The sequence below is a fragment of the Acinetobacter sp. N1-1 genome (assembly GCF_056711485.1).
Window position 1 is genome coordinate 654458 of the sequence record NZ_JBWXUO010000012.1, and the last position, 25497, is coordinate 679954.

The following is a 25497-nucleotide window of genomic DNA, read 5'->3' on the forward strand; positions in this document are numbered from 1 at the left end:
TTCTCATTTATGTTTATAATACCTAAAAATATTAAGGAAGCTGCGTGGTGCTGTTATCAGAGTTAAAGGTCAAGCAAGCTGCTGTTATACAGAAAATTAATCACTTAGATTCTACAGATGAAAAGGGTGATTTAATTGCTAGCCGATTGGAAACTTTAGGATTTTTACCAGGAACGCTTGTGAAAATTATTGCGCGAGGAATATTTGGTGGTGATCCAATTTTAATTCAGATTGGTTTTACGCGTTTTGCATTAAGAAAGTCCGAAGCAGAAAAAATTGAAGTCAAGAAAGAAGGAGCTCATTCATGAGTGAGATACTTCGCGTTGCCTTGGTGGGAAATCCCAACTGTGGAAAAACTTCAGTTTTTAACCAGTTGACAGGTACTCGTCAAAAAGTGGGAAATTACGCAGGTGTAACAGTTGAAAAGAAGGTTGGTTTTTTTACTTTGCCTTCAGGAAAAGCTGTTCGTGTCCTTGATTTGCCTGGAACATATAGTTTAGATGCAACCAGTCCTGATGAAGCGGTCACACGTGATGTTTGTTTAGGAAAGGTGGAAGCAGAAGCAGAGCAAGATGCATTTTTATGTATTGTTGATGCAACAAATTTGAGCCTGCATTTAGGTCTAGTACTTGAAGTCATTGCATTAGGGCGACCTGTAATGGTTGTTCTGAATATGATGGATGAAGCACGTCGCCGTGGTATTCAAATAAACGTACAAAAGCTTTCAGAGCGTTTAGGTGTACCTGTTACAGAAACAGTTGCTAAAAGTACATCAGGTGTAGCAAATTTAATTAAAGCACTCGAACAACAGCGTTTTACTGTACCACATACCGAGTTAAGTGGTTTGGTTGGTAATTCCCATCAAAAAGCACAAAAAATTCTTGATGATGTAATTGTTTTTGCAGAAAAAGAAGATAAACGTACTGCATTTTTAGATCGTATATTTTTGCACCCTGTTTTAGGTTTAATGAGTCTTGCACTTTTAATGTTTATTGTATTCCAAGCGGTATTTACTTGGGCTGCACCATTTATGGATGGGATTGAAAGTATATTTAAATGGCTCGGTGACTCTGTTGGTAGTGTTATTACACAGCCAATGTTACATAGCCTAATTGCAGATGGTGTTATTGCTGGTGCAGGAAGTGTTTTAGTTTTCTTACCACAAATTATTATTTTATTTTTCTTTATTTTACTTTTAGAAGAAACGGGTTACTTACCTCGAGCAGCATTCTTACTCGATAAACTTATGTACAAAGCAGGTTTGAGTGGACGTTCATTTATTCCATTGTTATCAAGTTTTGCATGTGCTGTACCAGGTATCATGGCAACAAGAAGTATTAATGATCCACGTGATCGTTTAACGACAATTTTAGTTGCTCCACTGATGACATGTTCTGCAAGGCTTCCTGTTTATGCTTTGCTCATCTCCGCGTTTATTCCTAATACGCAAATTTGGGGCTTTTTAAGTTTACAAGGTTTAGTCTTATTTGCGTTGTATATGGCGGGAATAGTTAGTGCGCTTATTGTTGCTTTTATTATTAAGCTCTTTCAAAAAGATAAGTCTGAATATGCACTGCTTATGGAGTTGCCAAGCTATCGCTTTCCAAATATGAAAAGTATTGCAATTGGTTTGTTAGACCGAGGGCGTATTTTCTTAAAACGTGTTGGTGGTATTATCTTTGCACTTTCAATTTTATTATGGTTTTTAAGTACGTTTCCTCAAGCACCTGACAATGCCACATTGCCTGCAATTGATTATAGCTTTGCAGGTAAGTTAGGACATCTTATTCAACCTTTATTTGCACCGATTGGCTTCAATTGGCAAATTTGTATTGCGTTAATTCCAGCAATGGCAGCACGTGAAGTAGTCGTCGCTTCATTGGGTACAGTCTATGCTTTATCAGGTGCAAGTGATGATGCAGTCGCACAAGGTTTAACACATTTAATTAGCTCACCGGGTTCTGGTTGGACAGTAGCAACAGGACTGTCTTTACTTGTTTGGTTTATTTACGCACCACATTGTATCTCAACGCTTGCAACTGTACGCCGTGAGACAGGCTCATGGAAAATGGTTGCCTTTATGACAATTTATTTGTTTGGACTTGCGTATTTTACAGCATTTCTGACTTATCAAATTGCCTCACATTATTTTGGCTAAGAGGAGGCTAAGATGGTTGAAACGATTATTGTCGCAGCATTGGTGATTTGGAGTGCAATTTATACGTTTAAGAAGGTTTTTCCAAAATCTGCTTTTAAAGTATTTAACGCTCTTGCAAATAGTTTCCAAAAACAAGGGTGGACTAAGCTGGCATCTTGGGTGAGACCTGCCATGGTCTCAGGCTGTGGTGACTGTGGTTGCAGTAGTTCTCCAAGTAAAACCAAAGTTCCTGAAACTGTAAAAGCAGTAAAATGGAAGTAAGTTTTAACGAGATAAATAAAGAGCCATCATAAAGATGGCTTTTTTACGTGAATAACACAAAAAAATAGAGTTGGGGTTTAATCTATAAAAGCAATCTAAAAAGCAAAGTGCTACCATTCATAAAAGTAAAAGAATGACTCTTGGGGCATAAATGTTAATACAGCGTGGTGGTTTAAAGGTTGTTGTTGGCCTTGGTATATCTGGCGTATCTGCCGTAAATTTTTTAGTAGATTCAGGATATCGAGTCGCTGTAACTGACTCTAGAGAAACTCCTCCAGGGTGTGACAAAATTCCTCAAGATATTCAAAAAGTATTTGGTCATTTAGATGAAGAGTTATTATTACAAGCAGACGAAATTATTTTAAGTCCAGGATTGCCTGTAGATTTACCTGAAATTCAACGTGCGATCGCACATGGTATTCCTGTTATTAGTGAAATTCAGCTGTTAAGACGGGCAACTGAAGTGCCAATTGTGGCAATTACAGGATCAAATGCAAAAAGTACTGTGACCACTTTAATTGGGTTGATGGCGGAAGAAGCAGGTAAAAAAGTTGCTGTAGGTGGTAATCTTGGACGTCCTGCACTCGATTTATTAAAAGATGATCCTGAATTAATTATTCTAGAACTTTCTAGCTTTCAATTAGAAACAACTTCAAATTTAAATGCAGATGTTGCAGTTGTTTTAAATATGAGTGAAGATCACTTAGATCGCCATGGCACAATGCTCAATTATCATCAGGCGAAGCATCGTATTTTTCAACAAGTGAAAAAAGTTGTTTATAACAGAGATGATGCACTCACACGTCCACTTATTCCCGATGCAATACCAATTCAAAGTTTTGGTCTAAATGCTCCCGATATAAATGAGTACGGTATTTTAAGAGATACTGATGGCACAATTTGGCTTGCTCGTGGTCGAGAGCGAATTTTACGTAGTGATCAGATGTATATTCAAGGTATGCACAACATGGCAAATGCTTTGGCATGTTTGGCATTAGGAGAAGCGATAGGCTTATCATTAGATAAGATGCTGAATACTTTAAAAACATTTAAAGGTTTAGAGCATCGTTGCCAATATGTTACTACAAAAGCAAATGTTCGTTATTATAATGATTCTAAAGGTACAAATGTGGGTGCAACAGTTGCAGCTGTTGATGGTTTGGGACAGGCATTGGTAGCTAGTGGTAAAGGTCAGATTGCTCTTATTTTAGGTGGCGTAGGTAAGGGACAAGATTTTACGGTTTTACGTTCATCAATACAGAAGTTTGTAAAATTAGCTGTTTTAATTGGAGAGGATGCTCCTAAAATATCTCAAGCTATTGCAGGAACAACAAAAATTATTTTTGCGAAGACATTAAATGAAGCAGTACAAATTTGCCATGAAATGACAGCAATTAATGATGTCGTTTTATTATCTCCTGCTTGTGCGAGTTTTGATATGTTTAAAAATTATGGTGACCGAGGACACCAGTTTGTAAAATATGTAGAGGCCTTATCCGAATGATTCAAAAAAAAGAGCGCTTAGGAGTAAGTCCAAGTGTAAGGCTACAGGAAGTTTATACACGTATACGTGGTTTAGTGCCTGATGAAATTACTGTAAGAAATATATTAATCTTCTGTGTTTTTACATTATTGGTTATTGGTACTGTTATGGTGGCATCTGCTTCTATGCCATATGCTGCAAATGTGCAAAATAATCCATTTTACTTTTTAGAGCGCCACATGATCTCGATCATGATTGCTTTGTGCGTTGCATTTGTAGTTTCGAAGTTTGCTTTAGAAAGTTGGTTTAAAAGTATTTTTCTTTTATGGCTTATTACAATTGCCTTGTTGTTTGTAACATTCCTGATTGGTACAGAGGTAAATGGTGCACGGCGCTGGATTCGTCTTGGATTTTTTACATTACAGCCGACTGAAGTGGCTAAAATGATAATGGCAGTATTTACAGCGGATTATGTTGTACGCCGTGCGAGTGAAGTAAGAGATCGTGGATGGATGGGATTAATGCGTTTGGCATTGGTTATGTTTGTATCTATTGTTCTCATTATTTTAGAGCCTGACTTTGGTTCAACAGCTGTAATTGTCATGATGATGGTCGGCGTATTTTTTCTTGCAGGTGCACCTATTAAGCAGTTTTTGGTCATGGGTGCAGTTATTGTGCTTGCTCTTGCATCGTTAGTTGTTTTTGAACCATATCGTTTGGAACGACTGATGTCTTTCTCTAATCCTTGGGCAGATCCACTTGGCTCTGGTTATCAGTTGTCGAATGCTTTAATGGCTTTTGGACAGGGAGAATGGTTTGGTGTGGGGCTTGGGCATAGTATGCAAAAGATGTCCTATCTACCTGAAGCACATACAGACTTTATGCTTGCAATTTTAGGTGAAGAGTTTGGTTTTTTTGGTATTTTTACAGTCCTTTCTTTAGAGTTCTTGATGCTTGCATGTTGTGTAAGAATTGGCTATCGAGCATTGAAGAATAACTATCTTAGAGCGGGTTATTTAGCTTATGGGATTAGCTTTATCTTTCTAATGCAAATTCTAGTCAATGCTGGAATGAATATGGGAATGTTACCAACGAAAGGATTAACATTACCATTTATTAGTTATGGTGGCTCATCGTTGATGATGTGTGCGGCTATGATTACACTTATTCTTAAAATTGATGCTTCGACGAAAGAAGAGAACCCAACTAAAGAACTTTCTAATTTTTAATCGAATTTTGGTAAAAAAAGCACTTTGCTTGTATAAGTAAGGTGCTTTTTTATTTAAACATATATGTCAGAAAGGGTAGTTTGTTTTGGGATAAGATTTCGTTGCCATTGAGAAACTGCCTGTTTTAGCATAATTGCAGGTCGGTCTAACTCTACGAAAGGTTGTTTTAGCGCAATAAGTGCCTGTTGTAAAAGTTGAGGTGCATGTAAAGGGTTGAGTGCTTGCGCCATATTTTGTTTAGATAGCTTTTGACCTTGATCATTCATAGCTAAAGGTAAGTGCATATATTTGAGAGAAGGATAACCTAATAGTTTTCCTAGCCAAATTTGTCGTGCTGTATTATCGAGTAAGTCAGCACCTCGAACAACATGGGTAACATTTTGTAGGTAGTCATCTACAACAACAGCCAGTTGATAGTTGATGATACCATCACGCCGTTTTAAGACAAAGTCACCGAGTTCATTTGCAAGGTTAGCTGTTTGGCTACCTTGTAAGGCATCTATAAATTCAATTGGTTGGTCGTTTACTTTTACACGAATTGCTTGATGCTCAAATTCTAGGTTAAGCGTTTTACATGTACCTTGGTAAATTGCATTTGAACCCAAAATTTTTCGGGTACATTGGCAGGCATAAATATAGCTTTTCTGCTGTAGTTGATGCAGGATATCATTATAAATATTCAAACGATCCTTTTGAAATAAAATTTCACCATCAATTTCAAATTCAAAAGCATCCAGACATTGAAGAATATGTGTTTCGCTGCCGGGATATATGCGCGGAATATCGGTATCTTCTATACGAACAAACCATTTTCCATGTCGTGCTTTTGCTTCACAGTAGCTTGCTACTGCTGTAATGAGTGAGCCAAAATGCAAGGGGCCGGTTGGCGATGGTGCAAACCGACCCCTATAAGCTATATTTTCTGAGTGTGATACACCCATAATTTAGCCTTTATTTTGTTTTTCTTTAATTTCTGCCAAAGTTTTGCAGTCAATGCAAAGTGTTGCTGTTGGTCTTGCTTCTAAGCGACGTAAACCAATTTCTACACCACACGTTTCACAAAAGCCGTAATCATCATTTTTAATTGCTTCAATCGATTTCTCAATTTTACGAATAAGGCGACGTTCACGGTCACGAGTACGCAATTCAATTGCAAACTCTTCTTCTTGTGTTGCACGATCATTGACATCAGGAAGAGCTGTTGACTCATCTTGCATTGTATTTAATGTACGGTCTACTTCTGACATTAAGTCAGCTTTCCAAGCTAAAAGAATTTTTCTGAAATGCTCTAATTGTGCATCAGACATATATTCTTCATTTTTCTTAGGTTCATAAGGTGCAATACCAAAAAGGCTTGCTGTAGAACCGCTGCTTGCTGTTTTAGGTTTTACTTTGCGACCACGTTTTGGCGCTTCACCTTCAACAGTTGTTTGCTCATCTAGGACTTGGTTTAGAGTATCATTTGCCATATAGGGCATTCCTCATCATATACGTCAAAGCTACGTACTCGTTAGGGTGAGATGCAAATTTTTATTATTGCTCTTAAAACTGTAAAACCACAGATTTAAGGGCTCGTTATCATAAAGACTTTTTAATGACTTGGGTAGTCCTTAAAGCATATCTAATCTAAGATAAGCTCTATTGATGAGCTAAGTTAATATAAATTCTAGGAAAATAAAAGTTAATAGCCTGAAATATTTTCATTTATTTGAGGTAGGGGAGCTGTTAAGCGATGAACTTTTGTTTCAAAATGACCATTATCGTGGAGGTGAAGAACACGATAGCCTGCTTGAATAGTATCAAGAGCAAAGTTTTTACTTTCTGGTTTAAACTGAATAGATGTTGAAGGTACAGATAGAAATTGAATATTATCTAATTCAATTTTTGCCTCTTGATGTACATGCCCTGAAATAACTGCTTTGACTTGAGAATGCTTCTTTAATATTTTAAGTAATGCATCAGTGTTTTTTAAGCAGTGAGTATCAATCCACTCAGACTTCATGAGAAGAGGATGGTGATGGCAACCAATAATGGTATGTAATGTCTTATTTTTTTTCAGTAAAGTATCCAGTTTTTCTAACTGATATTCTGAAATATATCCATCAATACGTCCTTTTATTGCGCTGGTTAGGAGAATAATACACCATTGATCCAAATGGATAATAGAAATTGGACTATTTTGGTGATATGGAAAAATATTTAAATCATCGTGATTCCCAGGAATCTGGTAAAAAGGTACTTTAAACTTCTCCATATGCTCTAGGTAGCGTTGATATGTTTCTGCCTTTGCAATTTGTGCAAGGTCACCAGTATGAATGATTGTATCGATATTTTTATGTTTTTCGAGAATATCAGCTGTAACTTGATGAAATGTCTGTTCAGGATCAATTTGAATAAACTTATTCTCAGATGAATCTGTTAAGTGTGTGTCACTAATTTGGATAATGGTTTTCATTGAGGATGTATTCCCATCAGGAGAAAGACTCACTTTCAAAGCGTCTTAATATGCTGTTTAAGCCATTGTAAAGCGATAATGACAGGTGCATTACGAAGTTGGCTGTTTTTAAAAATTGTATCTAGCTCATTGTAGTTGAATAGATGAAGTTGAATATTTTCACCCTCCTCCTCTAAGCCAAAAATACCGCCTTGATCGGGAAGTTTAGCTTGTGCTGTATAGAGATAGAAAATTTCATCGCATGACCCTGCTGAAGGGTAAAAAGTAAAAAGATGTTCAAGGTCATAAAGCTCGCAACCTGATTCTTCAAGACTTTCTCTATAAATACAATTCTCAGGTGTTTCATCACCATCTAAAACACCTGCAATAATTTCAAAGTGCCAAGGAGTGATAGTATCTTCTAACGCACCAACGCGAAACTGTTCTATAAGAGCAAAGCGTTTTTGTTCATCATTATAGATGAGTACACCTGCTGCTTTTTTGCGTCGAATTAGCTCTCTTTCTACAATATGTGAGTAATTATTTTGATTGAACAGTCGATATTGGAGGCTTACTTTTTCTAGTTTTACAAAACCTTGATATATTGATTCTCGTGAGAGAACGTTTACATCATTTTGCGTATATTGTTCTTTCTTCATCATCAATATGATCAACTTATTTAACGTGTTTCTAATAACTATTATGCTAACTGAGAATTTTGAGCGAAGAAATGCTTATTTTAAATACTAATGTGATGTATATTGCTTTAATTTGTATAAGTGTTATTTGTTTTGCATATAAAACTTATTTTTTTAAAGAATTCCTAATTATTTATTGTAGATAGCCTATATATATTTATAAGCTATCTACAAAGTCCATGAAATTTAAATTGGTTCAGCAATTTTGGCTATATTTCTAACATTCTGAGAAATTTTCATTGAACAAAATTTAGGGCCACACATTGAACAGAAGTGAGCTGATTTATGGGCTTCTTTAGGCATGGTTTCATCATGCATTTCACGTGCTGTATCTGGGTCTAAGCTTAGATTAAACTGATCTTCCCAACGGAACTCAAAGCGTGCTTTTGATAGCGCATTATCTCTTACTTGTGCGCCTGGATGACCTTTAGCTAGGTCTGCTGCATGTGCTGCAATTTTATAAGTAATAATACCGTCTTTCACATCTTTCTTGTTTGGCAAGCCTAAGTGTTCTTTTGGTGTTACATAACAGAGCATGGCTGTACCATACCAGCCAATCATTGCTGCACCAATGGCAGATGTAATATGGTCATAGCCAGGAGCAATGTCAGTTGTGAGTGGGCCAAGCGTATAGAAAGGTGCTTCTTTACATACTTCAAGCTGTAGATCCATATTTTCTTTAATCATATGCATAGGCACATGACCCGGACCTTCAATCATGACTTGTACATCATGTGCCCATGCTTTATGGGTTAGTTCACCAAGTGTGCGTAGTTCATTAAATTGTGCTTCATCATTTGCATCTTGTAGGCATCCTGGGCGGAGTCCATCTCCTAAGCTAAAGCAAACATCATATGCTTTCATAATTTCACAGATATCATCAAAATGCGTATATAAAAAGTTCTCAGTTTGATGCGCTAGACACCACTGTGCCATGATTGAACCACCACGAGAAACAATACCAGTGAGGCGGTTTGCAGTAAGAGGAATGTAGTCACGCAATACACCTGCATGTATTGTAAAGTAATCAATGCCTTGTTCGGCTTGTTCAATCAGTGTATCTCTAAAAATTTCCCAATTTAGGTCTTCTGCAACCCCATTTACTTTTTCTAAAGCTTGGTAAATAGGCACTGTACCAATAGGGACAGGTGAGTTACGAATAATCCACTCTCGTGTTTCATGAATGTTTTGACCTGTAGATAGGTCCATAATGGTATCTGCACCCCAGCGTGTTGCCCAAGTCATTTTGGCAACTTCTTCATCAATAGAAGAACCTAGAGCTGAGTTACCAATATTGGCATTGATCTTGACTAAAAAGTTACGACCAATAATCATCGGTTCAGATTCAGGGTGATTAATATTTGAAGGGATAATAGCACGCCCTTCAGCAATTTCTTGGCGTACAAATTCAGGTGTAATTTCAGTGAGATTTTTTGCACCAAAATTTTGTCCTGTATGTTGTCTTGAATCTACAGATTCGTGCTGTTTTTGGTTTTCACGAATGGCAACAAATTCCATTTCAGGTGTAATAATACCTTGTTTGGCATAGTGCATTTGTGTGACATTTTTAGACTTTTTTGCACGACGTGGCTTTTGAATATGTGCAAAGCGAATATTAGCAGTACGAATATCTTTTGCACGCTGTTGACCAAATGCTGAACTTAAATGTGGTAGTTCTTCAGAATCTTGGCGTTCTTCTATCCATGATTGGCGTAAGTGGGGTAACCCTTGATTTAAGTTTATTTCTACACTTGGATCGGTATATACGCCTGAAGTATCGTAAACTAAAATTCCATGGTTTTCTTCACCACCTAATCCTTCTGGTGTATCAGATAGATTAATTTTTCGCATAGGTACGCGAATACTTGGGTGAGAGCCTGAAATATAAACTTTGCTGGATGCAGGTAAGATTCGAGTTAAATCTTTTGCATCTTGCTCATGTTGCTTTGAAGTGTTAGATAGATTCGTTAATTGGTTCATTGACATGATCCTTATGAAAAAAATCAACGAATCAAGCTCAACCAAAAACGGTGGCGGATTTATCCTAATAAAAGAATAGATGAGGCATAAGTTTGAGGTGGCTTGATTCCTACGCAGGTCTTAACCTGATCAGGTTCAACGGTACTCACCCTCAAGTTTAACTTAGGTGATCTCAGCGAGTTTTTACTCGCGCTCCGTCAAGCGGTTATCAAAGACTAACATGTTTTTAGAAAAATGGATGTATCTAAAAATCTTGTTTTGTAGAAAAGCTACTCGAGATATTACCTAAATGTGTGACACAAATAGAATCGCTAAAGCAATCTCTATTAATATGTGTACTATCAAAGCTTAAAGGATCATATAAGCCGATATATTGGTCGAGTTGTTTCATATCTTTGATTGTTTCGAACTGTTTAGAACGTTGTTCGACAGGGCTGAGCTCTATTGGAAATTTTAAGTCACGTGTTTTTACAGGTATTTTAATAAAATTTAAAAATTTTATTGCTTTTTCAGACAACTGTGAGTGACCATTATTTGCAAGCGCCTGTATTTCTTTAAGTGCTTCAGGGTGGATGTTTTCTTCACCCTCATAGTCTGTTGAAATAGGCATATTTGGTAGGCCATGAAATAAAAAACGTGTATAAGCAAATTTCAGGCGTTGTGCATCTTCAAAAAAAATACTATTTGGATAAGAAATTGTATAACTTTCCCAAAATTGTGCTCGATCTGCGATCTCCTGCCATGTGAGATTAAATGTATTGTTTGATATGACGGGTTGCTCATTTTGCCGAGCAAGATTAATAATAAACATTTGCTCTGCCGCTGGTAGAAAAGGTGCAAAAATGTCACGTAAATAACTAGGTTGTCTACGATATTTTGTTCTGTTATTTCCAGCATCATATAACTCATAATAAGCAGCATTACTTTGATGATCTATAAGATATTGATCTCTTTTTGAAAAGTAAGATTCATAATTTTGCTGTAAAGTTGGATATGCACTTGTATTAATTGCGTATTGTTCAAAGTATTGTTGCTGTTCAGGTGTACGATCTACAAATAAAAAGCGTTGATACATTGCTGTTGTTGCGTACATCAGAAGAGTACGGTCATTTAAGCTAAGCTGAGGTAGGCATTGTTTTAAGCGGAAATTTACTTGTTCAAGTACCTCGACTGTACTTTGATTATCGATGTGCTGAATATCTTGTCGTAGGTATACACAAGGGTTTTCTGGTGCAATAGATGATTTAGATTGATTGTCTTTCTGTGTAGAGGGAGAACTCTCTTGATGGCAACCATTCAGCAGTGAGCAAACTATCGTAAATATGAAGACAATTCGTTTGCTCATATTGTTGAAACCTGCATATTAATCCTTGTACAGATAGGAGTCTTTAATTGTAAACACCTCATTGAAATTTAATAAATATGATGTGTTTTTTATATGCATAAAACTGTAATTGAATACAGTATTTTAGTAAAAATGGTAAAGATTTGGCTTAGATGTTTTGAGTAAGTTTGATATGGAAAAGGTTTTTTCACAGTAAATAATTTGTAATTTTTATCGAATTATTAATAATTAATCGTGTTCTTTATGTTTGTCATAAAATATTCAACTTAATTTGTTCTAATATTTAAGTTTTTGATTTTTTGGAGATCCCCCCTTGAGTTTAAAAAATCCGATGTTATCACACCATATTTCTTCGCAGTTCAATGAAGATTTACAAGAAGTAAATGCCAAGTTTATGGCAATGGGTGGTCTTATTGAGCAACAGGTGACTGATGCAATCCATTCATTGTTAGATAAAGACATCGCGCTTTCTGTTGATGTTCAATATACAGAGAATACTGTAAATCGCTTAGAGCGTGAAATTGATGAACTTCTTACAATCATTCTTGCACGTAGGCATCCTGCTGCTATTGATTTGAGAATGGTTATTGCAATGAGTAAAGCCAATACCGACTTGGAAAGAATTGGCGATGAAGCAAACAAAATTGCCCGTATTTCTCAAAGTTTAAGTGAAGAGAGAAGTGCATCTTATGGATTTATGGAAGCACGTCATATTGGGAATCAAGTAAGAGTGATGATTCATGAAGCTTTGGATGCATTTGCACGCTTAGATACGGAACAAGCACTTAAAGTGTTGCGTGCTGATGCAGATACAGATCGTGAATATCAATCAGCGACACGGATGCTGATGACATATATGATTGAAGATGCACGTCAAATATCTCGTGTCCTTAATGTGCTTTGGGTATTACGTTCTCTAGAGCGTATTGGTGATCATGCACGTAATATTGCTGAACAAGTGATTTACATAGTAAAAGGCTTAGATGTTCGTCACGCAAGTATGGATGAGATTGAGAAAAAAGTGCATAGTGATTCAAATAAGTCTGAGTAATTTTAGGCCGACATGAATAAAAAAGGCCCCAAATCTTGGGGGAGATTTGAGGCTAATAAGCTTTATAAACTTTGTATTATGAAAAGAAGGTTTATTCCTCTCTATGCGATAAATCATATGAAAAATAATGATATTTGTCTGCAATCTTCTTGTAAATAGATGTTTTATTATAAGAGCTATTTGTAATTGTATGTAAGTTTGCAAAAAATAAGGTCTTCGTAAGACCTTATTTTTTAAGAATAATTACTCAGGCTTCCAACCTTCAGCTGTTTCTATGCTTTCATCATTTGAGAAAAACTTTTCTCTTTGTTCTTCTAAAAAATGTTTCGCGTCTGATTCAAAAACATTAAGGCGTTTTTCATTGATCAGCGTGGTTTGGTGTTGTAACCATTCTTGCCATGCTTGTTTAGAAACATTTTTAAAGTAGAACTCGCCTTTAGGGCCAGGGAATGGTGCAAAATCTAGACCTTCCATTTCTTTTTGGTATTTTTTACAAAAAACTTGATTCGGCATATTTTTCTCGCTTTAAGCTGTTCCATAGAGTTTTTCTAAACGAGTATGTGCTCGTTCAATGGCAGCTTGTACCTGTTTTGGTGCAGTACCACCAATGTGATTTCGAGCACTTACAGAAGCTTCTAATGTAAGCGCTTTATCGTATACATCCTCTTCGATGAGAGTAGAAAATTGTTGTAGTTGCTCAAGAGAAAGTTCAGATAAATCTTTATCTTCTTCAACAGCAAGTGCAACAGTTTTACCTACAATTTCATGTGAGTCACGGAATGGAACACCTTTTTTAACAAGGTAGTCTGCAAGGTCTGTGGCAGTTGAAAAACCACGTAAAGCAGCTTCACGCATAGATTCAATATTTGGTACTAATGCAGGAATCATATCTGCAAATGACATTAAGCAACCACGAACTGTATCGATTGCATCAAATAAAGGTTCTTTATCTTCTTGATTATCTTTATTGTATGCCAAAGGTTGCCCTTTCATTAGTGTAAGCAGACTAATAAGATCGCCAAAGACACGACCAGACTTACCACGAACAAGTTCAGGTACATCTGGATTTTTCTTTTGAGGCATAATTGATGAACCTGTACAGAAACGATCAGGAATCTGAATAAATTTAAACTGTGCAGAAGTCCATAGAATGAGTTCTTCTGACATGCGTGAGAGATGCATCATAATTAAAGAAGCTGCTGCATTAAACTCAATGGCAAAGTCACGATCTGAAACAGCATCTAATGAGTTTTCAGAAATCTCATCAAATCCTAAAAGTTCAGCGGTGTAGGCACGATCAATTGGGTAGGTTGTACCTGCAAGTGCGGCAGAGCCTAGAGGCATACGGTTTACGCGCTTGCGGCAGTCTTGTAAGCGTTCAGTGTCACGTACAAGCATTTCGAACCAAGCCATTAGATGGTGACTAAATGTTACTGGCTGAGCTGTTTGTAAATGGGTAAAGCCAGGCATAATTGTCGCAGTATTTTTTGCTGCAAGGCTTAAAATACCGAGTTGTAAACGCTTCAGTGTTTGTAAAATTTCATCAATTTCATCACGTAGATAAAGACGAATATCTGTAGCAACTTGGTCATTACGACTACGACCTGTATGTAGTTTTTTACCTGTAATACCAATGAGTTGAGTTAGACGTGACTCAATGTTCATATGAACATCTTCAAGGTCAATGCGCCATTCAAATTTCCCTGCCTCAATCTCAGTTTGAATGTCAGTAAGACCATGAATGATATCGTCACGCTCTTCTGCTGTCAGTACCCCAATTTTTGCAAGCATTTTCGCATGTGCAACTGAACCTGCGATGTCTTGTTTATAAAAACGTTGATCGAATTGTACTGATGCTGTGAATTCAGCCACAAAAGCATCTGTCGCTTCTGAGAAGCGTCCGCCCCACATACCAGAGGTTTGAGATAAAGGGGTCGTTGAATGATTTGAAGATGTGCTCATGATCGCTCTATTACAATAATGGATAGGTTTATTTTAAGGGGGTTCGCTATATAAATATACGGTTTGTAGCGATTTATCTTAAATAGGTACTTTTGTCACTTTCATTAGAGTTATAACTTTTATTTTAAAGTATTAACTTTTACTGTTGCAGTGAACGCAAGTTGTATTGCTTATACTTAACAAAGCTATAAGGTTATTGCAAATTTATGCTGTATTTGTCGAATCATGAGTGGTTTTTGATTACTGTTATATATGTATCTTTGAATTATGAATAATAGGCTCTATTCAATGATTTGTTGAGTCGATGTGTGTTATAGAGAAAAGTACAGTAATTTGACTTGCAATTTCTATAGATCAAGTTAAGTTTAGGCTTAACTAAAAAGTATTTATTGGGCACATATGAAAACGCTGAGAATAGCAACACGCCAAAGTCCATTGGCTCTTTGGCAAGCAGAGCATATTAAAGCTCGATTAGAAAAATTACATCATGGTTTAACTGTAGAGTTGGTGACTTTTGTAACGCAAGGGGACAAAATTTTAGATACCCCATTGGCAAAAATTGGTGGTAAAGGGCTATTTGTAAAAGAGCTTGAACAAGCATTGTTTGACGGTCGTGCAGATTTGGCTGTGCATTCTATAAAAGATGTACCGATGCAGCTTCCTGATGGGTTGGATTTACCTGTAATTTGTGAAAGAGAAGATCCCTTCGATGCTTTTGTCTCGAATAACTACTCACATTTTAATGATTTACCTCATGGTGCGGTTGTTGGCACATCAAGCTTACGTCGTAAATGCCAAATTTTAAATTACAGACCAGATTTAGTCATTAAAGATTTACGCGGCAATGTGGGTACAAGACTATCTAAGTTAGATAGTGGTTTATATGATGGAATTATCTTGGCAAGTGCAGGGCTCAAACGATTAGAGCTTCATGATCGTATTCGCCATACGCTTGACCCAGTAACGAGTTTACCTGCTGTAGGTCAAGGTGCTTTAGGCTTAGAGTGTCGTACAGATGACCAAGAAGTACTTTCTTTGATTGAACCATTAAAGCATTTTGAAACGGAAGTATGCGTTCGTGCTGAACGTGCTTTTAATGCCTACTTGGAGGGTGGTTGTCAAATTCCTATAGCAGGATATGCAGTTTTAGAAAATAATCAGCTAATGATGCAAGGAAGAGTTGGGAGTGTTGATGGTAAAACATTGTTGAAAGCAGAAATACAAGGTGAGCCAAACCATCCAATTGCAATAGGTGAGCAACTTGCAAAAAATTTATTGGAGATGGGTGCGGGGCCTTTATTAAAAGATCTACACTTATAACTTGTTATGTTATTTATAAATACGAGACCGAGTGAAAGAGCAGATGCCTTAACACGGGAAATGTGTAGACAAGGTATAGATGTATTAGATGTGCCTTTATTATGCTTAGAGTCAGTTGCTTTATCGGAGCAACTGATTCAGCAGTTTCATATTTTGCCGCAAACGAATGTAATTGTTGTTGTCAGTCCAACCGCTGCACAAATAGGGTTATCTTTTTTAGCTCAGATATTTAAAAAAATACCACAATTAGAGAATGTTCATTGGATTGCAGTCGGTGAAAAGACAGCTGAAGTGTTAAACGCAGCAGGTATCAATGCAGAGATTCCAAAGATTGAAACATCGGAAGGAATGTTGGATTTACCTATTTTAAAGCAGGTAAATATACAAAGTATTGCCTTTTGGCGGGGGGAAGGTGGGCGTCAGTTTATGATGAATCATCTTGCCAAGAAAAATATTAATATTATAAATATGATACTCTACAAGCGTAGCTTACCAAAGGAAACAGTTACGAGTTTTCAACATGTTGCTGAAATATTAAAACAGTATCATGAAAAAATTTATGTTTGTATAAGCAGTGAAGCAAGCTGGGTAAACTGGCATAGTCTTCTTGAACATGATTTGGATATATTAAATAAGTGCCACTATATTGTTTTAGGTGCAAGATTGCACGGTATCGTTGCGCAAAATATACCTTTAGAAAAAATACTTTTAGCTTCTAATTTAAAGGCCAATGAATTGGGCAGTTTGATACAGCAATCACAGGAAAAGTTATGAATAAGCGATGTGTGTGCCTATTTATTGTCAGTTTTTTATGGATGTCTAAATTAACTTATGATCAACAACAGTATATTCAAACTACTGATGATTTAAGGTCGCAGGTCACAGGTATAGAACAATCAATTAACCATGTTAATGATCAAATGGTGGCAATGCAAAGGCAGTCTGTACCTACTCAAAAATCAACAAAAGAAAAGCTAAATCAATCAGGTGTAACTATACAGCCAGCAGTGATGATTAATCCTGTTTTGCCAATACAGCAATCTTTAGAATTGATCCAGTTTGCACTAGATCAGCATGAAAATATATATGCACTTGAGCATTTACAACAACTTTTACAAAGCTTGGATAAATATAATATTTCTTCTGCACTAAAACAAAGTTTATATACATCTTTGGAAGGGGATCAAAAGATTATCGAAGCATCTAATCAGCAACAACTATCACAACAAGCTTATGCAAATAAACTACTGGCTCAAATAGATCAGCAGTTTTTTAAAATATTAGATACGAATGTAGAAAATTATCAACCTGTTCAGGCGCAGAGTTTTTGGGAAAAAATTATTTCGATACAGCCTTTAAAACAAAATCCAACAGATCTTATTAGTCAAAGACTTGTTGTGAAAGAGGCACAGTTAAGGCTTGTGCTCGCTAGGCAAATGTTAAATTTAGGACAATATGATCAATATGTTGCGAGCTTAGATGATATTCTCATTTTATTAAACCAAGCCCCCCGTTTTAATCAGCCAATTCTTCGTCAGGCATTAGAACAAGCAAAAAGCATTTCTTTTAATGGAACACCTAAGTTACATACCCCAATTTTATTAGACTAGGCTAAGGTTATGAAAAAAATCCTACTTTCTTATTTAGTCCTCGCTGTAGTTTTAATTGGGTTTTGTACGCTCCTTAGCCATGGGCAGGGTGCAGGATATGTATATTTACTATTTCATGGTTGGCAAATTCAGGGTTCATTCTTAGGTTTTCTTCTTTTTACCTTGCTTATTAGTTTATGTATTCAATTAATAGGCTATATGGCTCGACGATATGCAAATCGGAAAAAGCGTATACATCATCAAGTAGAAAGTTTTTCAAATCTACATCCATATGAAAAACTTGGTATTTTATGGTTACTTGGTGCGGAAAGACAAAAACAAGCTGTTGTTGAGAATATTTTTACAGCATCAACGCTATTAAATCATCTTATTCAAGCAACTTTTTTACGCCAACAAGGGCAGTATAAGGATGCTTTAAAGCAGTTAGAGCAAAGTCCGCCAGTTGCTTTTGAATTGGTTACATTACAGCGTATAGAAGTATATTTGCTCAATGGGCAAGGCGAAGATGCATTTGCACATTTAGAATTATTATCATCGCATCCTTTGCAGCCAGTTTGGTTAAAAGAGCTAGAAGAGGGTTATCAGCAACGCTTAGCTGAGCTATGGAGTAAGTTTGCAATCCAATTTCCTTGGTTATATTTATATGCAACGCAATACGGAATCTTAACCGCTGATGCAAATACAATATGGTTGACGCAAATTTTAGAAAGTTTTGATCAAGCTGTACCTGAACAGCTTGAAAAACTACAGCAAAGATATTTAGATTTAAAAACAAACCATATTGATATAAGTATTCGTACAAATAAAATTTTATGGCTGAAGATTTTAATGCGTTTGCATGATATGCAGCTAGAATATGAGGAGCTTGCAACATCATTACTCAATGATATGTTTGATCAAGATGTATTCTTTATGTGGTTTGAACAAAGAATGTTGAGCAATGATGTAAATTATAATGATATAGAAAAGCAAGTCATGGTTTGGGAGAAAAAGTATTCAGAAATGCCTGTTTTTCATTTTGTAAAATGGCATATATTCCAAAAAAATGGCAAATATAAGGAGGCTAAAGATTTATTAAATAGTTACCCAGATCATGTTTTATTAAATTATTTACGAATAAAAGTACATATTCAAGATAATCCCAACTTAGTACAACAGCTTAAAAATGTATTTGAAGTAAATCCACAATTTTTAAAAATTAATATTTAATATACTGACAGAATTGTTTGTATATATTTAAAAAAAATATTTTATTTAAGACTTTTATACTAAATTGATATGTAGTTAATATTTATAAGTGCATGGTGAATTTTATAAATTTGTATAATTTGTAGTTAATAATCCTAGTATATAATATATGTTGGTATATATTTATACAGTAGAGATATACTTATTAAGTATAATTGGCTATTATATTTAATGTTCGATATTATTAAATATTGAATTTTATTTTTGGGAGAAATTTACGTGCAAGATATTAGTACATTAAGTGTTGAAGAGCTTGAGCATTTACAGCAAGAAGCAGAAGCATTAATTGCAACAAAAAAAGACCAAGCAATACAAAATGCTTATCAACAAATTATTGATATTGCAGCAGGGTTGGACCTTACTGTAGAGCAAGTGCTTGAATATGGATCACAAAAAAGAAAGGTAACGACACGTAAAACAGTTGAACCTCGTTATCGTAATCACAATAACCCTGAGCAAACATGGACAGGGCGTGGCAAACAACCAAGATGGATTGTTGCTGAACTTGAAAAAGGTGCGAAAATAGAAGATTTTATTATTTAAATTCTAAGATTTTTTAGGGAGTGTGATACTCCCTTTTTTTTATTTAAATAAATTTATTATATTATTTGAATATTAAAAATATACAGAATTGTATGTTTAATATAATGGTGCTTTAAATATATAAACCTTATAGCCTCAAACTTTATAATATATTGAAACATGCTATTCTAATAGTAATTTTGAAAAGAGAAGATGGATATGAAGTGGACATTAACGGCTATTTCAAATGAATTAAAAGGCATTAGCTTTAGTATTCATGAGGATACACTTGTTGGTCGACATCAGAGTTGTCATTTGATTTTACAATCATCAGAAATATCGCGTAGACATGCCGCATTTTATATAAAAGACGAATCCTTATGGTTGGAAGATTTGCAATCTTCAAATGGTACATATATTAATGACAATAAAATTACTGAGCCAACTTTATTAAAAGACCAAGATATAATTCAGTTTGCAAGTTTAAAGTTTCTTCTTAGTGAAACCAGACGTGAAGATAACATAGCTGTCGAAAATCAATCTTTAAAAAATCATCTTGAAGAAGGAATACCACATATTGCAGATCGTGTGAAAGATACGCCTGTTACAAATGATGGTACCCCTGAAAATATTCAAATTCCTAAGCCTGCGCCAATGCCTGATCAGGAAAATGAAATAAAAACCAATTTAGAGGAATCTTCTAATAAAGAGTCAGGCATTCAAAATAAAACTCATCATGCAACTGACTCAGAACAAGAAGTGAAAAAGAATGCATCATTAGGACTCATTGCAATTATTGCTATTTTGATTATTGCGCTAATTGTTTGGTTCTTCTTTAAATAATGGTAATTAAATAACTAAAAAGCATGCTTCTGCATGCTTTTTTTTGGAGTAAATAATGACAATAGCAAAATTAGAAAAACGTAAGCTTATTATCTTTGATTTAGATGGTACGCTAGTTGATACTGTAGTCGATATGGCAACTGCAATAAATACTGCATTACATCAAATGAAGTTGCCCACTGTAAGTGTGGAACAAATTAGATTATGGGTGGGGCAGGGCAGTGAAAAGCTATGTGAAAAAGTATTGGCTGAGTTAGATTGTAATGCAACTTTGGCTAGTGAGTTATGTAAAATATATCTTGATCAATATCAATCAGAAATATGTGTAAATAGCATACCATTTGCTGGTGTCTATGAGTTTTTGGAAGCTTGTAAAGATAAAAAAATATCAATAGCCTGTGTGACCAACAAACCTAGGATATTGGCTATAAAGCTTCTAGAAAAATTAAATTTACTAGATTACTTTTCACTTGTTGTTGGTGGTGATACTGTGGTCGAAAAGAAACCATCACCTTTGCCTTTAATTTATACAATGCACTATTTTCATGTAAAACATAACCAAGTTCTTATGATTGGTGATTCATATAATGATATTGAAGCAGCTCGTTGTGCGAAAATTGACTGTATTGCGATGAGTTATGGGTATAATCATGGTGAGAGTATTTATGATAGTCATCCTCAAGAAGTGATTGATGACCTTCGTTGTTTATTAAAGAGATAGATATAGGAACGGTTTATGAACTTAAAGCCATATTATTTGCGATGGCGTTGCTCACATTAAATTTATATTTTTAAAATAATCAATTATGTGAGTAATCTAATGAATAAAGATATTTTTGAGCAATTAACCCAGCAAGGCTTTAATACTATTCCTGTATATCGTCAGCGCTTTGCAGATGCAGATACGCCACTCTCAGTTTTTGTACGGTTAAATAAAAAAACACCTTCGTACTTGTTTGAGTCTGTTGAAGGTGGTGAAAAATGGGCAAGATACTCAATCATTGGTTTGGGTGAGTCTACAATCTTTTCATGTAATGATGGTGTATTAGATATACAAGACCAAGATGGAAATATTAAGACTAGGGATAATGTAAATCCTTATAATTTTATTCGTGAGTTCCAAAGTCAGTTCAAAGTTCCTACGCAAGAAACTTTACCTGAATTACCGAAATTTACAGGTGGCCTTGTTGGTTACTTTGGTTACGATGCAGTGCGATATATAGAGCCGCATTTAAAAGGTGGTGCTCCTAAAGATGATCCAGTTGAGTTGCCTGATATTTGGATGATGCTTTCAAAAACAGTCATTGTATTTGATAACTTAAAAGATACACTTTTTTTGATTGTTCATGCAGATGTAAATGTGGGTGAAACTTATGAAGATGCGCAGAGTAAATTAGATCAGTTGGAGCAATTGCTAGATACGCCGATTCGTTTACAAGCAAAATCACATACATTTCCTGAGTTTCACTCTTTAACAGGCGAAGAAGCATATAAAGCCTCTGTAGAAAAAGTAAAAGAATATATTCGTGCTGGTGATGTGATGCAGGTTGTTCCTGGGCATCGGATGGTTTCCGATTTTGATGGAGAGCCTTTACAGGTTTATCGTGCCTTACGTCATCTAAACCCATCTCCTTATCTATTTCTTGTACAAGGCTATACCTTAAAAGATCAAAAGCCATTCCATATCGTTGGCTCATCTCCTGAAATCTTATCTCGACTTGAAAATGGAATTGCAACAGTACGACCACTTGCAGGGACAAGACCAAGAGGGAAAACACCAGCAGAAGATTTGGTTTTAGAGCAAGAACTATTAGCTGATGAAAAAGAAATTGCAGAACACCTAATGCTTATTGATTTAGGACGTAATGATATTGGACGTGTGTCCAAGGTTGGCAAGGTAACTGTAACAGATAAAATGGTTGTCGAGCGTTATTCACATGTAATGCACATTGTTTCTAACGTTCAGGGTGAGGTTCAAGATGATATGGATGCACTTGATGTATTTAAAGCAACCTTTCCTGCGGGAACACTTTCAGGTGCACCCAAAGTAAGAGCAATGCAGATTATTGATGAAGTTGAACCTGTGAAACGCGGGATCTTTGGTGGAGCTGTGGGATATCTAGGTTGGCAGGGTGAGATGGATATGTCTATTGCAATAAGAACATGTGTTATTCGAAAGAATAAAGTATATGTTCAGGCTGGAGCAGGGCTAGTAGCAGACTCAAATCCTGATTCGGAATGGCATGAAACACAAATAAAAGCTCGCGCAGTGATCAAAGCGGTTGAATTATCATCAACTGGATTGATTTTATAAGTTTTTTTGCACTTTTTTTAAAAAAGTACTTGCATCATTTTGAAGTTTTGCTAAACTGCACACCGTTCCGATACGAAATGTACGAAACAACTTAAAACGCCGACATAGCTCAGTTGGTAGAGCAACTGACTTGTAATCAGTAGGTCCTCAGTTCGAATCCGAGTGTCGGCACCATTTTAAAGTTGTTAAATACAGAAGTAAAGGACTGCACTACCAAGTAAGTGTGATAAAGGTGGGATTCCCGAGCGGTCAAAGGGGGCGGACTGTAACTCCGCTACGAAAGTTTCGAAGGTTCGAATCCTTCTCCCACCACCATTAACTTCGAATGAAGTGGTAAATATACCAACATGCGGGAGTAGCTCAGTTGGTAGAGCGGCAGCCTTCCAAGCTGCATGTCGCGAGTTCGACCCTCGTCTCCCGCTCCATCGAAGTAATTATATCGCTCTTATAGCTCAGTGGTAGAGCACTCCCTTGGTAAGGGAGAGGTCTCGAGTTCAAATCTCGATAAGAGCTCCAGATTATACAGTTTAGTAGATTTATCTACACTTCTTAAGAAAGCAGGCTTATTAGTCTGCTTTTAAAGTATTGGGTGTCTGTTTTTTAGGCGATATGTCGATTATGCTGAAATTCTCAGTACTTATTCGATGTAAACGAGGAAGATTATCATGGCTAAAGCCAAGTTTGAACGTAATAAGCCACATGTAAACGTGGGAACAATTGGTCACGTTGACCATGGTAAAACAACTTTAACAGCTGCTATTGCAACTATCTGTGCAAAAGTTTATGGCGGTGAAGCTAAAGATTACGCAGCGATCGACTCTGCGCCTGAAGAAAAAGCTCGTGGTATTACAATTAATACATCTCACGTAGAATATGATTCTCCAACTCGTCACTACGCTCACGTAGACTGCCCAGGACACGCCGATTATGTTAAAAACATGATCACTGGTGCTGCTCAAATGGATGGTGCGATTCTTGTATGTGCTGCGACTGATGGTCCTATGCCTCAAACTCGTGAACACATCCTTCTTTCTCGTCAGGTAGGTGTACCTTACATCGTTGTATTCTTAAACAAATGCGACCTTGTTGATGATGAAGAGTTACTTGAATTAGTAGAAATGGAAGTTCGTGAACTTCTTAGCGCTTACGATTTCCCTGGTGATGATACTCCTGTAATCCGTGGTTCAGCTTTAGCTGCACTTAACGGTGATGCTGGTGAATATGGTGAATCTTCAGTAATTTCTCTTGTAGAAGCTCTAGATTCTTACATTCCTGAACCAGAGCGTGCTATCGATAAAGCATTCTTAATGCCAATCGAAGATGTATTCTCAATTTCTGGTCGTGGTACTGTAGTAACAGGCCGTGTAGAATCAGGTATTGTTAAGGTTGGTGAAGAAGTTGAAATCGTTGGTATTAAAGACACGGTTAAAACGACTGTAACTGGCGTTGAAATGTTCCGTAAGTTGCTTGACGAAGGTCGCGCAGGCGAGAACTGTGGTGTTCTTTTACGTGGTACTAAGCGTGAAGACGTACAACGTGGTCAAGTATTGGCTAAGCCAGGTACAATTAAGCCACACACTAAATTTGACGCAGAAGTATATGTACTAGCGAAAGAAGAAGGTGGTCGTCATACACCATTCCTAAATGGTTACCGTCCACAGTTCTATTTCCGTACAACTGACGTAACTGGTGCAATCCAGTTGAAAGAAGGCGTTGAAATGGTTATGCCAGGTGACAACGTTGAAATGGCAGTAGAATTAATCCACCCAATCGCAATGGACGCTGGTTTACGCTTCGCGATCCGTGAAGGTGGTCGTACTGTAGGTGCTGGTGTTGTTTCTAAAGTAAATCAGTAATATAATAAATATTAAACCGAGAGCTAAGGTTCTCGGTTTACTTTATAGGCTAGTAGTTCAATTGGTAGAGCGTCGGTCTCCAAAACCGAATGTTGGGGGTTCGAGTCCCTCCTGGCCTGCCACTATTTCAAAGTTAAAGCTTGATGCTGGCTATTTTGTCCTTATAATGATTCGCGAATTCTACGACGAGTAAAAACATGTCGAATGATAAATCGCGTGACGCATTGAGCGACGCGCCAATCCCTCAGAAAAATACAGCAGCAGAAGTTGTGCGCTCAGGCTCACCTATAGATATTGTTTTATGGGTATTAGCAATTATTTTGTTAATTGGAGCTTCTCTTGTAAATCAATATCTTCCTGCATATTGGACACCAGCGAGTAATATTTGGGTGCAAATTGGGGCGATTTTAGCTTGTATCATTATAGCTTTAGGTTTATTATACGCCACCCACCAAGGCAAAGGTTTTATTCGCTTGCTAAAAGACTCGCGATTAGAGCTGCGTCGAGTAACTTGGCCAACCAAACAGGAAACAGTAACAACATCTTGGCAAGTAGTACTTGTAATTATTGTTGCTGCTATCGTGCTATGGTGCTTTGATTATGCGCTGGGCTGGTTAGTAAAGTTAATGATCGGGTAGAGAGCTATGAAACGTTGGTACATTATTCATGCCTATTCAGGTTATGAAAAACAAGTAATGCGTTCACTTAAAGAGCGAATCCAGCGTAGTGCTGTTGCCGATAGCTTTGGTGAAGTTCTTGTTCCGACCGAAGAAGTCGTGGAAATGAAGGACGGTAAAAAGCGTAAATCAGAACGTAAATTCTTTCCGGGCTATGTGTTAGTCGAAATGGAAATGGATGATGATTCTTGGCATATTGTTAAAGAATGTCCAAAAGTTCTAGGTTTTATTGGTGGTACGCCAGAAAAACCTGCGCCTATTACTCAAAAAGAAGCAGATGCGATTCTTGCTCGTGTACGTAATACTGGTGAAGCACCTCGTCCTAAGACAATGTTTGAACCAGGTGAAGAATTATTGGTTATCGATGGCCCATTCACAGACTTTAAAGGTGTTGTGGAAGAGGTTATTTATGACAAATCTCGCTTGACGTTGACGATTAATGTATTTAATCGCCCAACGCAAGTCGAGCTTGAATTCCGTCAGGTTGAGAAGACAATCTAATCAAC

At 36.5% G+C, this 25497-nt stretch carries 24 protein-coding genes, 5 tRNA genes, 1 pseudogene and 1 riboswitch; of the genes and pseudogenes, 22 read left to right on the forward strand and 8 right to left on the reverse strand.

Going from position 1 to position 25497, the window contains the following annotated elements; genetic code table 11:
* The first annotated feature begins 47 nt into the window (after positions 1 to 47).
* The 5 genes from AC1MPL_RS03270 to ftsW all read left to right on the forward strand — a co-directional run bounded on the left by AC1MPL_RS03270 (position 48) and on the right by ftsW (position 5131).
* On the forward strand, positions 48 to 308 hold the full coding sequence (locus AC1MPL_RS03270) for a FeoA family protein (RefSeq protein ID WP_479766142.1): 261 nt from the start codon (positions 48 to 50) through the stop codon (positions 306 to 308).
* Positions 305 to 2158 carry a ferrous iron transport protein B gene (gene feoB / locus AC1MPL_RS03275; RefSeq protein WP_479764209.1) on the forward strand — a complete coding sequence of 618 codons (1854 nt, stop codon included), beginning with the start codon at positions 305 to 307 and terminating at the stop codon, positions 2156 to 2158. The genes AC1MPL_RS03270 and feoB overlap by 4 nt, the downstream gene beginning before the upstream one ends.
* Positions 2159 to 2170: 12 nt before the next feature.
* Positions 2171 to 2419 carry a DUF6587 family protein gene (locus AC1MPL_RS03280; RefSeq protein WP_479764211.1) on the forward strand — a complete coding sequence of 83 codons (249 nt, stop codon included), beginning with the start codon at positions 2171 to 2173 and terminating at the stop codon, positions 2417 to 2419.
* A gap of 151 nt (positions 2420 to 2570) precedes the next feature.
* A complete protein-coding gene (gene murD, locus AC1MPL_RS03285) occupies positions 2571 to 3923 on the forward strand; it encodes a UDP-N-acetylmuramoyl-L-alanine--D-glutamate ligase (RefSeq protein ID WP_479764213.1) in 1353 nt (450 codons plus the stop codon).
* Complete coding sequence (gene ftsW / locus AC1MPL_RS03290) at positions 3920 to 5131, forward strand: putative lipid II flippase FtsW (protein ID WP_479764215.1); 1212 nt, start codon at positions 3920 to 3922, stop codon at positions 5129 to 5131. Before murD ends, ftsW begins: the two co-directional genes overlap by 4 nt.
* Before the next feature lie 53 nt (positions 5132 to 5184).
* Here the strand turns inward: ftsW and gluQRS are convergent, their stop codons facing one another.
* The 6 genes and pseudogenes from gluQRS to AC1MPL_RS03320 all read right to left on the reverse strand — a co-directional run bounded on the left by gluQRS (position 5185) and on the right by AC1MPL_RS03320 (position 11588).
* Positions 5185 to 6072 carry a tRNA glutamyl-Q(34) synthetase GluQRS gene (gluQRS, locus tag AC1MPL_RS03295; RefSeq protein WP_479764216.1) on the reverse strand — a complete coding sequence of 296 codons (888 nt, stop codon included), beginning with the start codon at positions 6070 to 6072 and terminating at the stop codon, positions 5185 to 5187.
* Between the two features lie 3 nt (positions 6073 to 6075).
* Complete coding sequence (dksA, locus tag AC1MPL_RS03300) at positions 6076 to 6600, reverse strand: RNA polymerase-binding protein DksA (protein WP_479764217.1); 525 nt, start codon at positions 6598 to 6600, stop codon at positions 6076 to 6078.
* A gap of 212 nt (positions 6601 to 6812) precedes the next feature.
* Complete coding sequence (cpdA, locus tag AC1MPL_RS03305; protein WP_479764219.1) at positions 6813 to 7586, reverse strand: 3',5'-cyclic-AMP phosphodiesterase; 774 nt, start codon at positions 7584 to 7586, stop codon at positions 6813 to 6815.
* A gap of 35 nt (positions 7587 to 7621) precedes the next feature.
* Positions 7622 to 8233 (reverse strand): NUDIX domain-containing protein, encoded by a 612-nt coding sequence (locus AC1MPL_RS03310; RefSeq protein WP_479766143.1) that lies wholly within the window; start codon positions 8231 to 8233, stop codon positions 7622 to 7624.
* A 237-nt stretch (positions 8234 to 8470) separates the two neighbouring features.
* Positions 8471 to 10243 (reverse strand): annotated as a pseudogene (thiC, locus tag AC1MPL_RS03315) (phosphomethylpyrimidine synthase ThiC); the annotation flags it as partial.
* An 89-nt stretch (positions 10244 to 10332) separates the two neighbouring features.
* Positions 10333 to 10450, reverse strand: a riboswitch (TPP riboswitch).
* A gap of 37 nt (positions 10451 to 10487) precedes the next feature.
* Positions 10488 to 11588 carry a hypothetical protein gene (locus AC1MPL_RS03320; protein ID WP_479764220.1) on the reverse strand — a complete coding sequence of 367 codons (1101 nt, stop codon included), beginning with the start codon at positions 11586 to 11588 and terminating at the stop codon, positions 10488 to 10490.
* Between the two features lie 313 nt (positions 11589 to 11901).
* Between AC1MPL_RS03320 and phoU the strand changes: the two genes are divergently transcribed.
* A complete protein-coding gene (phoU, locus tag AC1MPL_RS03325; RefSeq protein ID WP_479764222.1) occupies positions 11902 to 12639 on the forward strand; it encodes a phosphate signaling complex protein PhoU in 738 nt (245 codons plus the stop codon).
* A gap of 243 nt (positions 12640 to 12882) precedes the next feature.
* Here phoU and AC1MPL_RS03330 read toward each other — a convergent pair whose 3' ends face one another.
* Complete coding sequence (locus tag AC1MPL_RS03330) at positions 12883 to 13152, reverse strand: oxidative damage protection protein (protein WP_479764224.1); 270 nt, start codon at positions 13150 to 13152, stop codon at positions 12883 to 12885.
* Between the two features lie 12 nt (positions 13153 to 13164).
* Entirely contained in the window at positions 13165 to 14601 is a 1437-nt protein-coding gene (gene argH / locus AC1MPL_RS03335) for an argininosuccinate lyase (RefSeq protein ID WP_479764226.1), read from the reverse strand.
* Positions 14602 to 15000: 399 nt separating this feature from the next.
* Here argH and hemC point away from each other — a divergent pair, with 399 nt between their 5' ends.
* The 16 genes from hemC to nusG all read left to right on the forward strand — a co-directional run bounded on the left by hemC (position 15001) and on the right by nusG (position 25492).
* Entirely contained in the window at positions 15001 to 15921 is a 921-nt protein-coding gene (gene hemC / locus AC1MPL_RS03340; RefSeq protein WP_479764228.1) for a hydroxymethylbilane synthase, read from the forward strand.
* A 6-nt stretch (positions 15922 to 15927) separates the two neighbouring features.
* The gene (locus AC1MPL_RS03345; RefSeq protein WP_479764229.1) at positions 15928 to 16695 is read left to right on the forward strand and encodes a uroporphyrinogen-III synthase; all 768 of its coding nucleotides are present in this window, start codon (positions 15928 to 15930) and stop codon (positions 16693 to 16695) included.
* A gap of 41 nt (positions 16696 to 16736) precedes the next feature.
* Positions 16737 to 17531 (forward strand): hypothetical protein, encoded by a 795-nt coding sequence (locus AC1MPL_RS03350; protein WP_479764231.1) that lies wholly within the window; start codon positions 16737 to 16739, stop codon positions 17529 to 17531.
* 9 nt (positions 17532 to 17540) lie between these two features.
* Positions 17541 to 18740: a heme biosynthesis protein HemY gene (locus tag AC1MPL_RS03355; protein ID WP_479764233.1), complete on the forward strand. Its 1200-nt coding sequence runs from the start codon at positions 17541 to 17543 to the stop codon at positions 18738 to 18740.
* 258 nt (positions 18741 to 18998) lie between these two features.
* Positions 18999 to 19322 carry an H-NS histone family protein gene (locus AC1MPL_RS03360; protein WP_479764235.1) on the forward strand — a complete coding sequence of 108 codons (324 nt, stop codon included), beginning with the start codon at positions 18999 to 19001 and terminating at the stop codon, positions 19320 to 19322.
* 198 nt (positions 19323 to 19520) lie between these two features.
* Positions 19521 to 20144 carry an FHA domain-containing protein gene (locus AC1MPL_RS03365; protein ID WP_479764236.1) on the forward strand — a complete coding sequence of 208 codons (624 nt, stop codon included), beginning with the start codon at positions 19521 to 19523 and terminating at the stop codon, positions 20142 to 20144.
* 55 nt (positions 20145 to 20199) lie between these two features.
* Positions 20200 to 20865, forward strand: a complete 666-nt coding sequence (locus AC1MPL_RS03370; RefSeq protein WP_479764237.1) for a phosphoglycolate phosphatase — start codon at positions 20200 to 20202, stop codon at positions 20863 to 20865.
* A 99-nt stretch (positions 20866 to 20964) separates the two neighbouring features.
* Positions 20965 to 22458: an anthranilate synthase component I gene (gene trpE / locus AC1MPL_RS03375; RefSeq protein ID WP_479764239.1), complete on the forward strand. Its 1494-nt coding sequence runs from the start codon at positions 20965 to 20967 to the stop codon at positions 22456 to 22458.
* Between the two features lie 98 nt (positions 22459 to 22556).
* Positions 22557 to 22632 (forward strand) — tRNA-Thr (locus AC1MPL_RS03380).
* Positions 22633 to 22689: 57 nt separating this feature from the next.
* A tRNA-Tyr gene (locus AC1MPL_RS03385) sits at positions 22690 to 22773 on the forward strand.
* 34 nt (positions 22774 to 22807) lie between these two features.
* Positions 22808 to 22883, forward strand: a tRNA-Gly gene (locus tag AC1MPL_RS03390).
* Between the two features lie 16 nt (positions 22884 to 22899).
* Positions 22900 to 22974, forward strand: a tRNA-Thr gene (locus AC1MPL_RS03395).
* 149 nt (positions 22975 to 23123) lie between these two features.
* A complete protein-coding gene (tuf, locus tag AC1MPL_RS03400; protein WP_479764240.1) occupies positions 23124 to 24314 on the forward strand; it encodes an elongation factor Tu in 1191 nt (396 codons plus the stop codon).
* Between the two features lie 46 nt (positions 24315 to 24360).
* Positions 24361 to 24436: transfer RNA gene (locus AC1MPL_RS03405), tRNA-Trp, on the forward strand.
* Positions 24437 to 24511: 75 nt separating this feature from the next.
* Entirely contained in the window at positions 24512 to 24952 is a 441-nt protein-coding gene (gene secE, locus AC1MPL_RS03410; RefSeq protein WP_479764242.1) for a preprotein translocase subunit SecE, read from the forward strand.
* 6 nt (positions 24953 to 24958) lie between these two features.
* Complete coding sequence (gene nusG, locus AC1MPL_RS03415) at positions 24959 to 25492, forward strand: transcription termination/antitermination protein NusG (protein ID WP_023273532.1); 534 nt, start codon at positions 24959 to 24961, stop codon at positions 25490 to 25492.
* Positions 25493 to 25497: the final 5 nt, after the last annotated feature.

Coding starts and splice junctions, on each gene's coding strand:
- AC1MPL_RS03365 (WP_479764236.1), top strand. CDS start 19,521: ATGAAGTGGACATTAACGGCTATTTCAAATGAATTAAAAGGCATTAGC.
- dksA (WP_479764217.1), bottom strand. CDS start 6,600: ATGGCAAATGATACTCTAAACCAAGTCCTAGATGAGCAAACAACTGTT.
- cpdA (WP_479764219.1), bottom strand. CDS start 7,586: ATGAAAACCATTATCCAAATTAGTGACACACACTTAACAGATTCATCT.
- AC1MPL_RS03345 (WP_479764229.1), top strand. CDS start 15,928: ATGTTATTTATAAATACGAGACCGAGTGAAAGAGCAGATGCCTTAACA.
- AC1MPL_RS03370 (WP_479764237.1), top strand. CDS start 20,200: ATGACAATAGCAAAATTAGAAAAACGTAAGCTTATTATCTTTGATTTA.
- gluQRS (WP_479764216.1), bottom strand. CDS start 6,072: ATGGGTGTATCACACTCAGAAAATATAGCTTATAGGGGTCGGTTTGCA.
- nusG (WP_023273532.1), top strand. CDS start 24,959: ATGAAACGTTGGTACATTATTCATGCCTATTCAGGTTATGAAAAACAA.
- feoB (WP_479764209.1), top strand. CDS start 305: ATGAGTGAGATACTTCGCGTTGCCTTGGTGGGAAATCCCAACTGTGGA.
- AC1MPL_RS03350 (WP_479764231.1), top strand. CDS start 16,737: ATGTCTAAATTAACTTATGATCAACAACAGTATATTCAAACTACTGAT.
- argH (WP_479764226.1), bottom strand. CDS start 14,601: ATGAGCACATCTTCAAATCATTCAACGACCCCTTTATCTCAAACCTCT.
- secE (WP_479764242.1), top strand. CDS start 24,512: ATGTCGAATGATAAATCGCGTGACGCATTGAGCGACGCGCCAATCCCT.
- AC1MPL_RS03320 (WP_479764220.1), bottom strand. CDS start 11,588: ATGAGCAAACGAATTGTCTTCATATTTACGATAGTTTGCTCACTGCTG.
- AC1MPL_RS03355 (WP_479764233.1), top strand. CDS start 17,541: ATGAAAAAAATCCTACTTTCTTATTTAGTCCTCGCTGTAGTTTTAATT.
- ftsW (WP_479764215.1), top strand. CDS start 3,920: ATGATTCAAAAAAAAGAGCGCTTAGGAGTAAGTCCAAGTGTAAGGCTA.
- murD (WP_479764213.1), top strand. CDS start 2,571: ATGTTAATACAGCGTGGTGGTTTAAAGGTTGTTGTTGGCCTTGGTATA.
- AC1MPL_RS03330 (WP_479764224.1), bottom strand. CDS start 13,152: ATGCCGAATCAAGTTTTTTGTAAAAAATACCAAAAAGAAATGGAAGGT.
- AC1MPL_RS03280 (WP_479764211.1), top strand. CDS start 2,171: ATGGTTGAAACGATTATTGTCGCAGCATTGGTGATTTGGAGTGCAATT.
- trpE (WP_479764239.1), top strand. CDS start 20,965: ATGAATAAAGATATTTTTGAGCAATTAACCCAGCAAGGCTTTAATACT.
- tuf (WP_479764240.1), top strand. CDS start 23,124: ATGGCTAAAGCCAAGTTTGAACGTAATAAGCCACATGTAAACGTGGGA.
- hemC (WP_479764228.1), top strand. CDS start 15,001: ATGAAAACGCTGAGAATAGCAACACGCCAAAGTCCATTGGCTCTTTGG.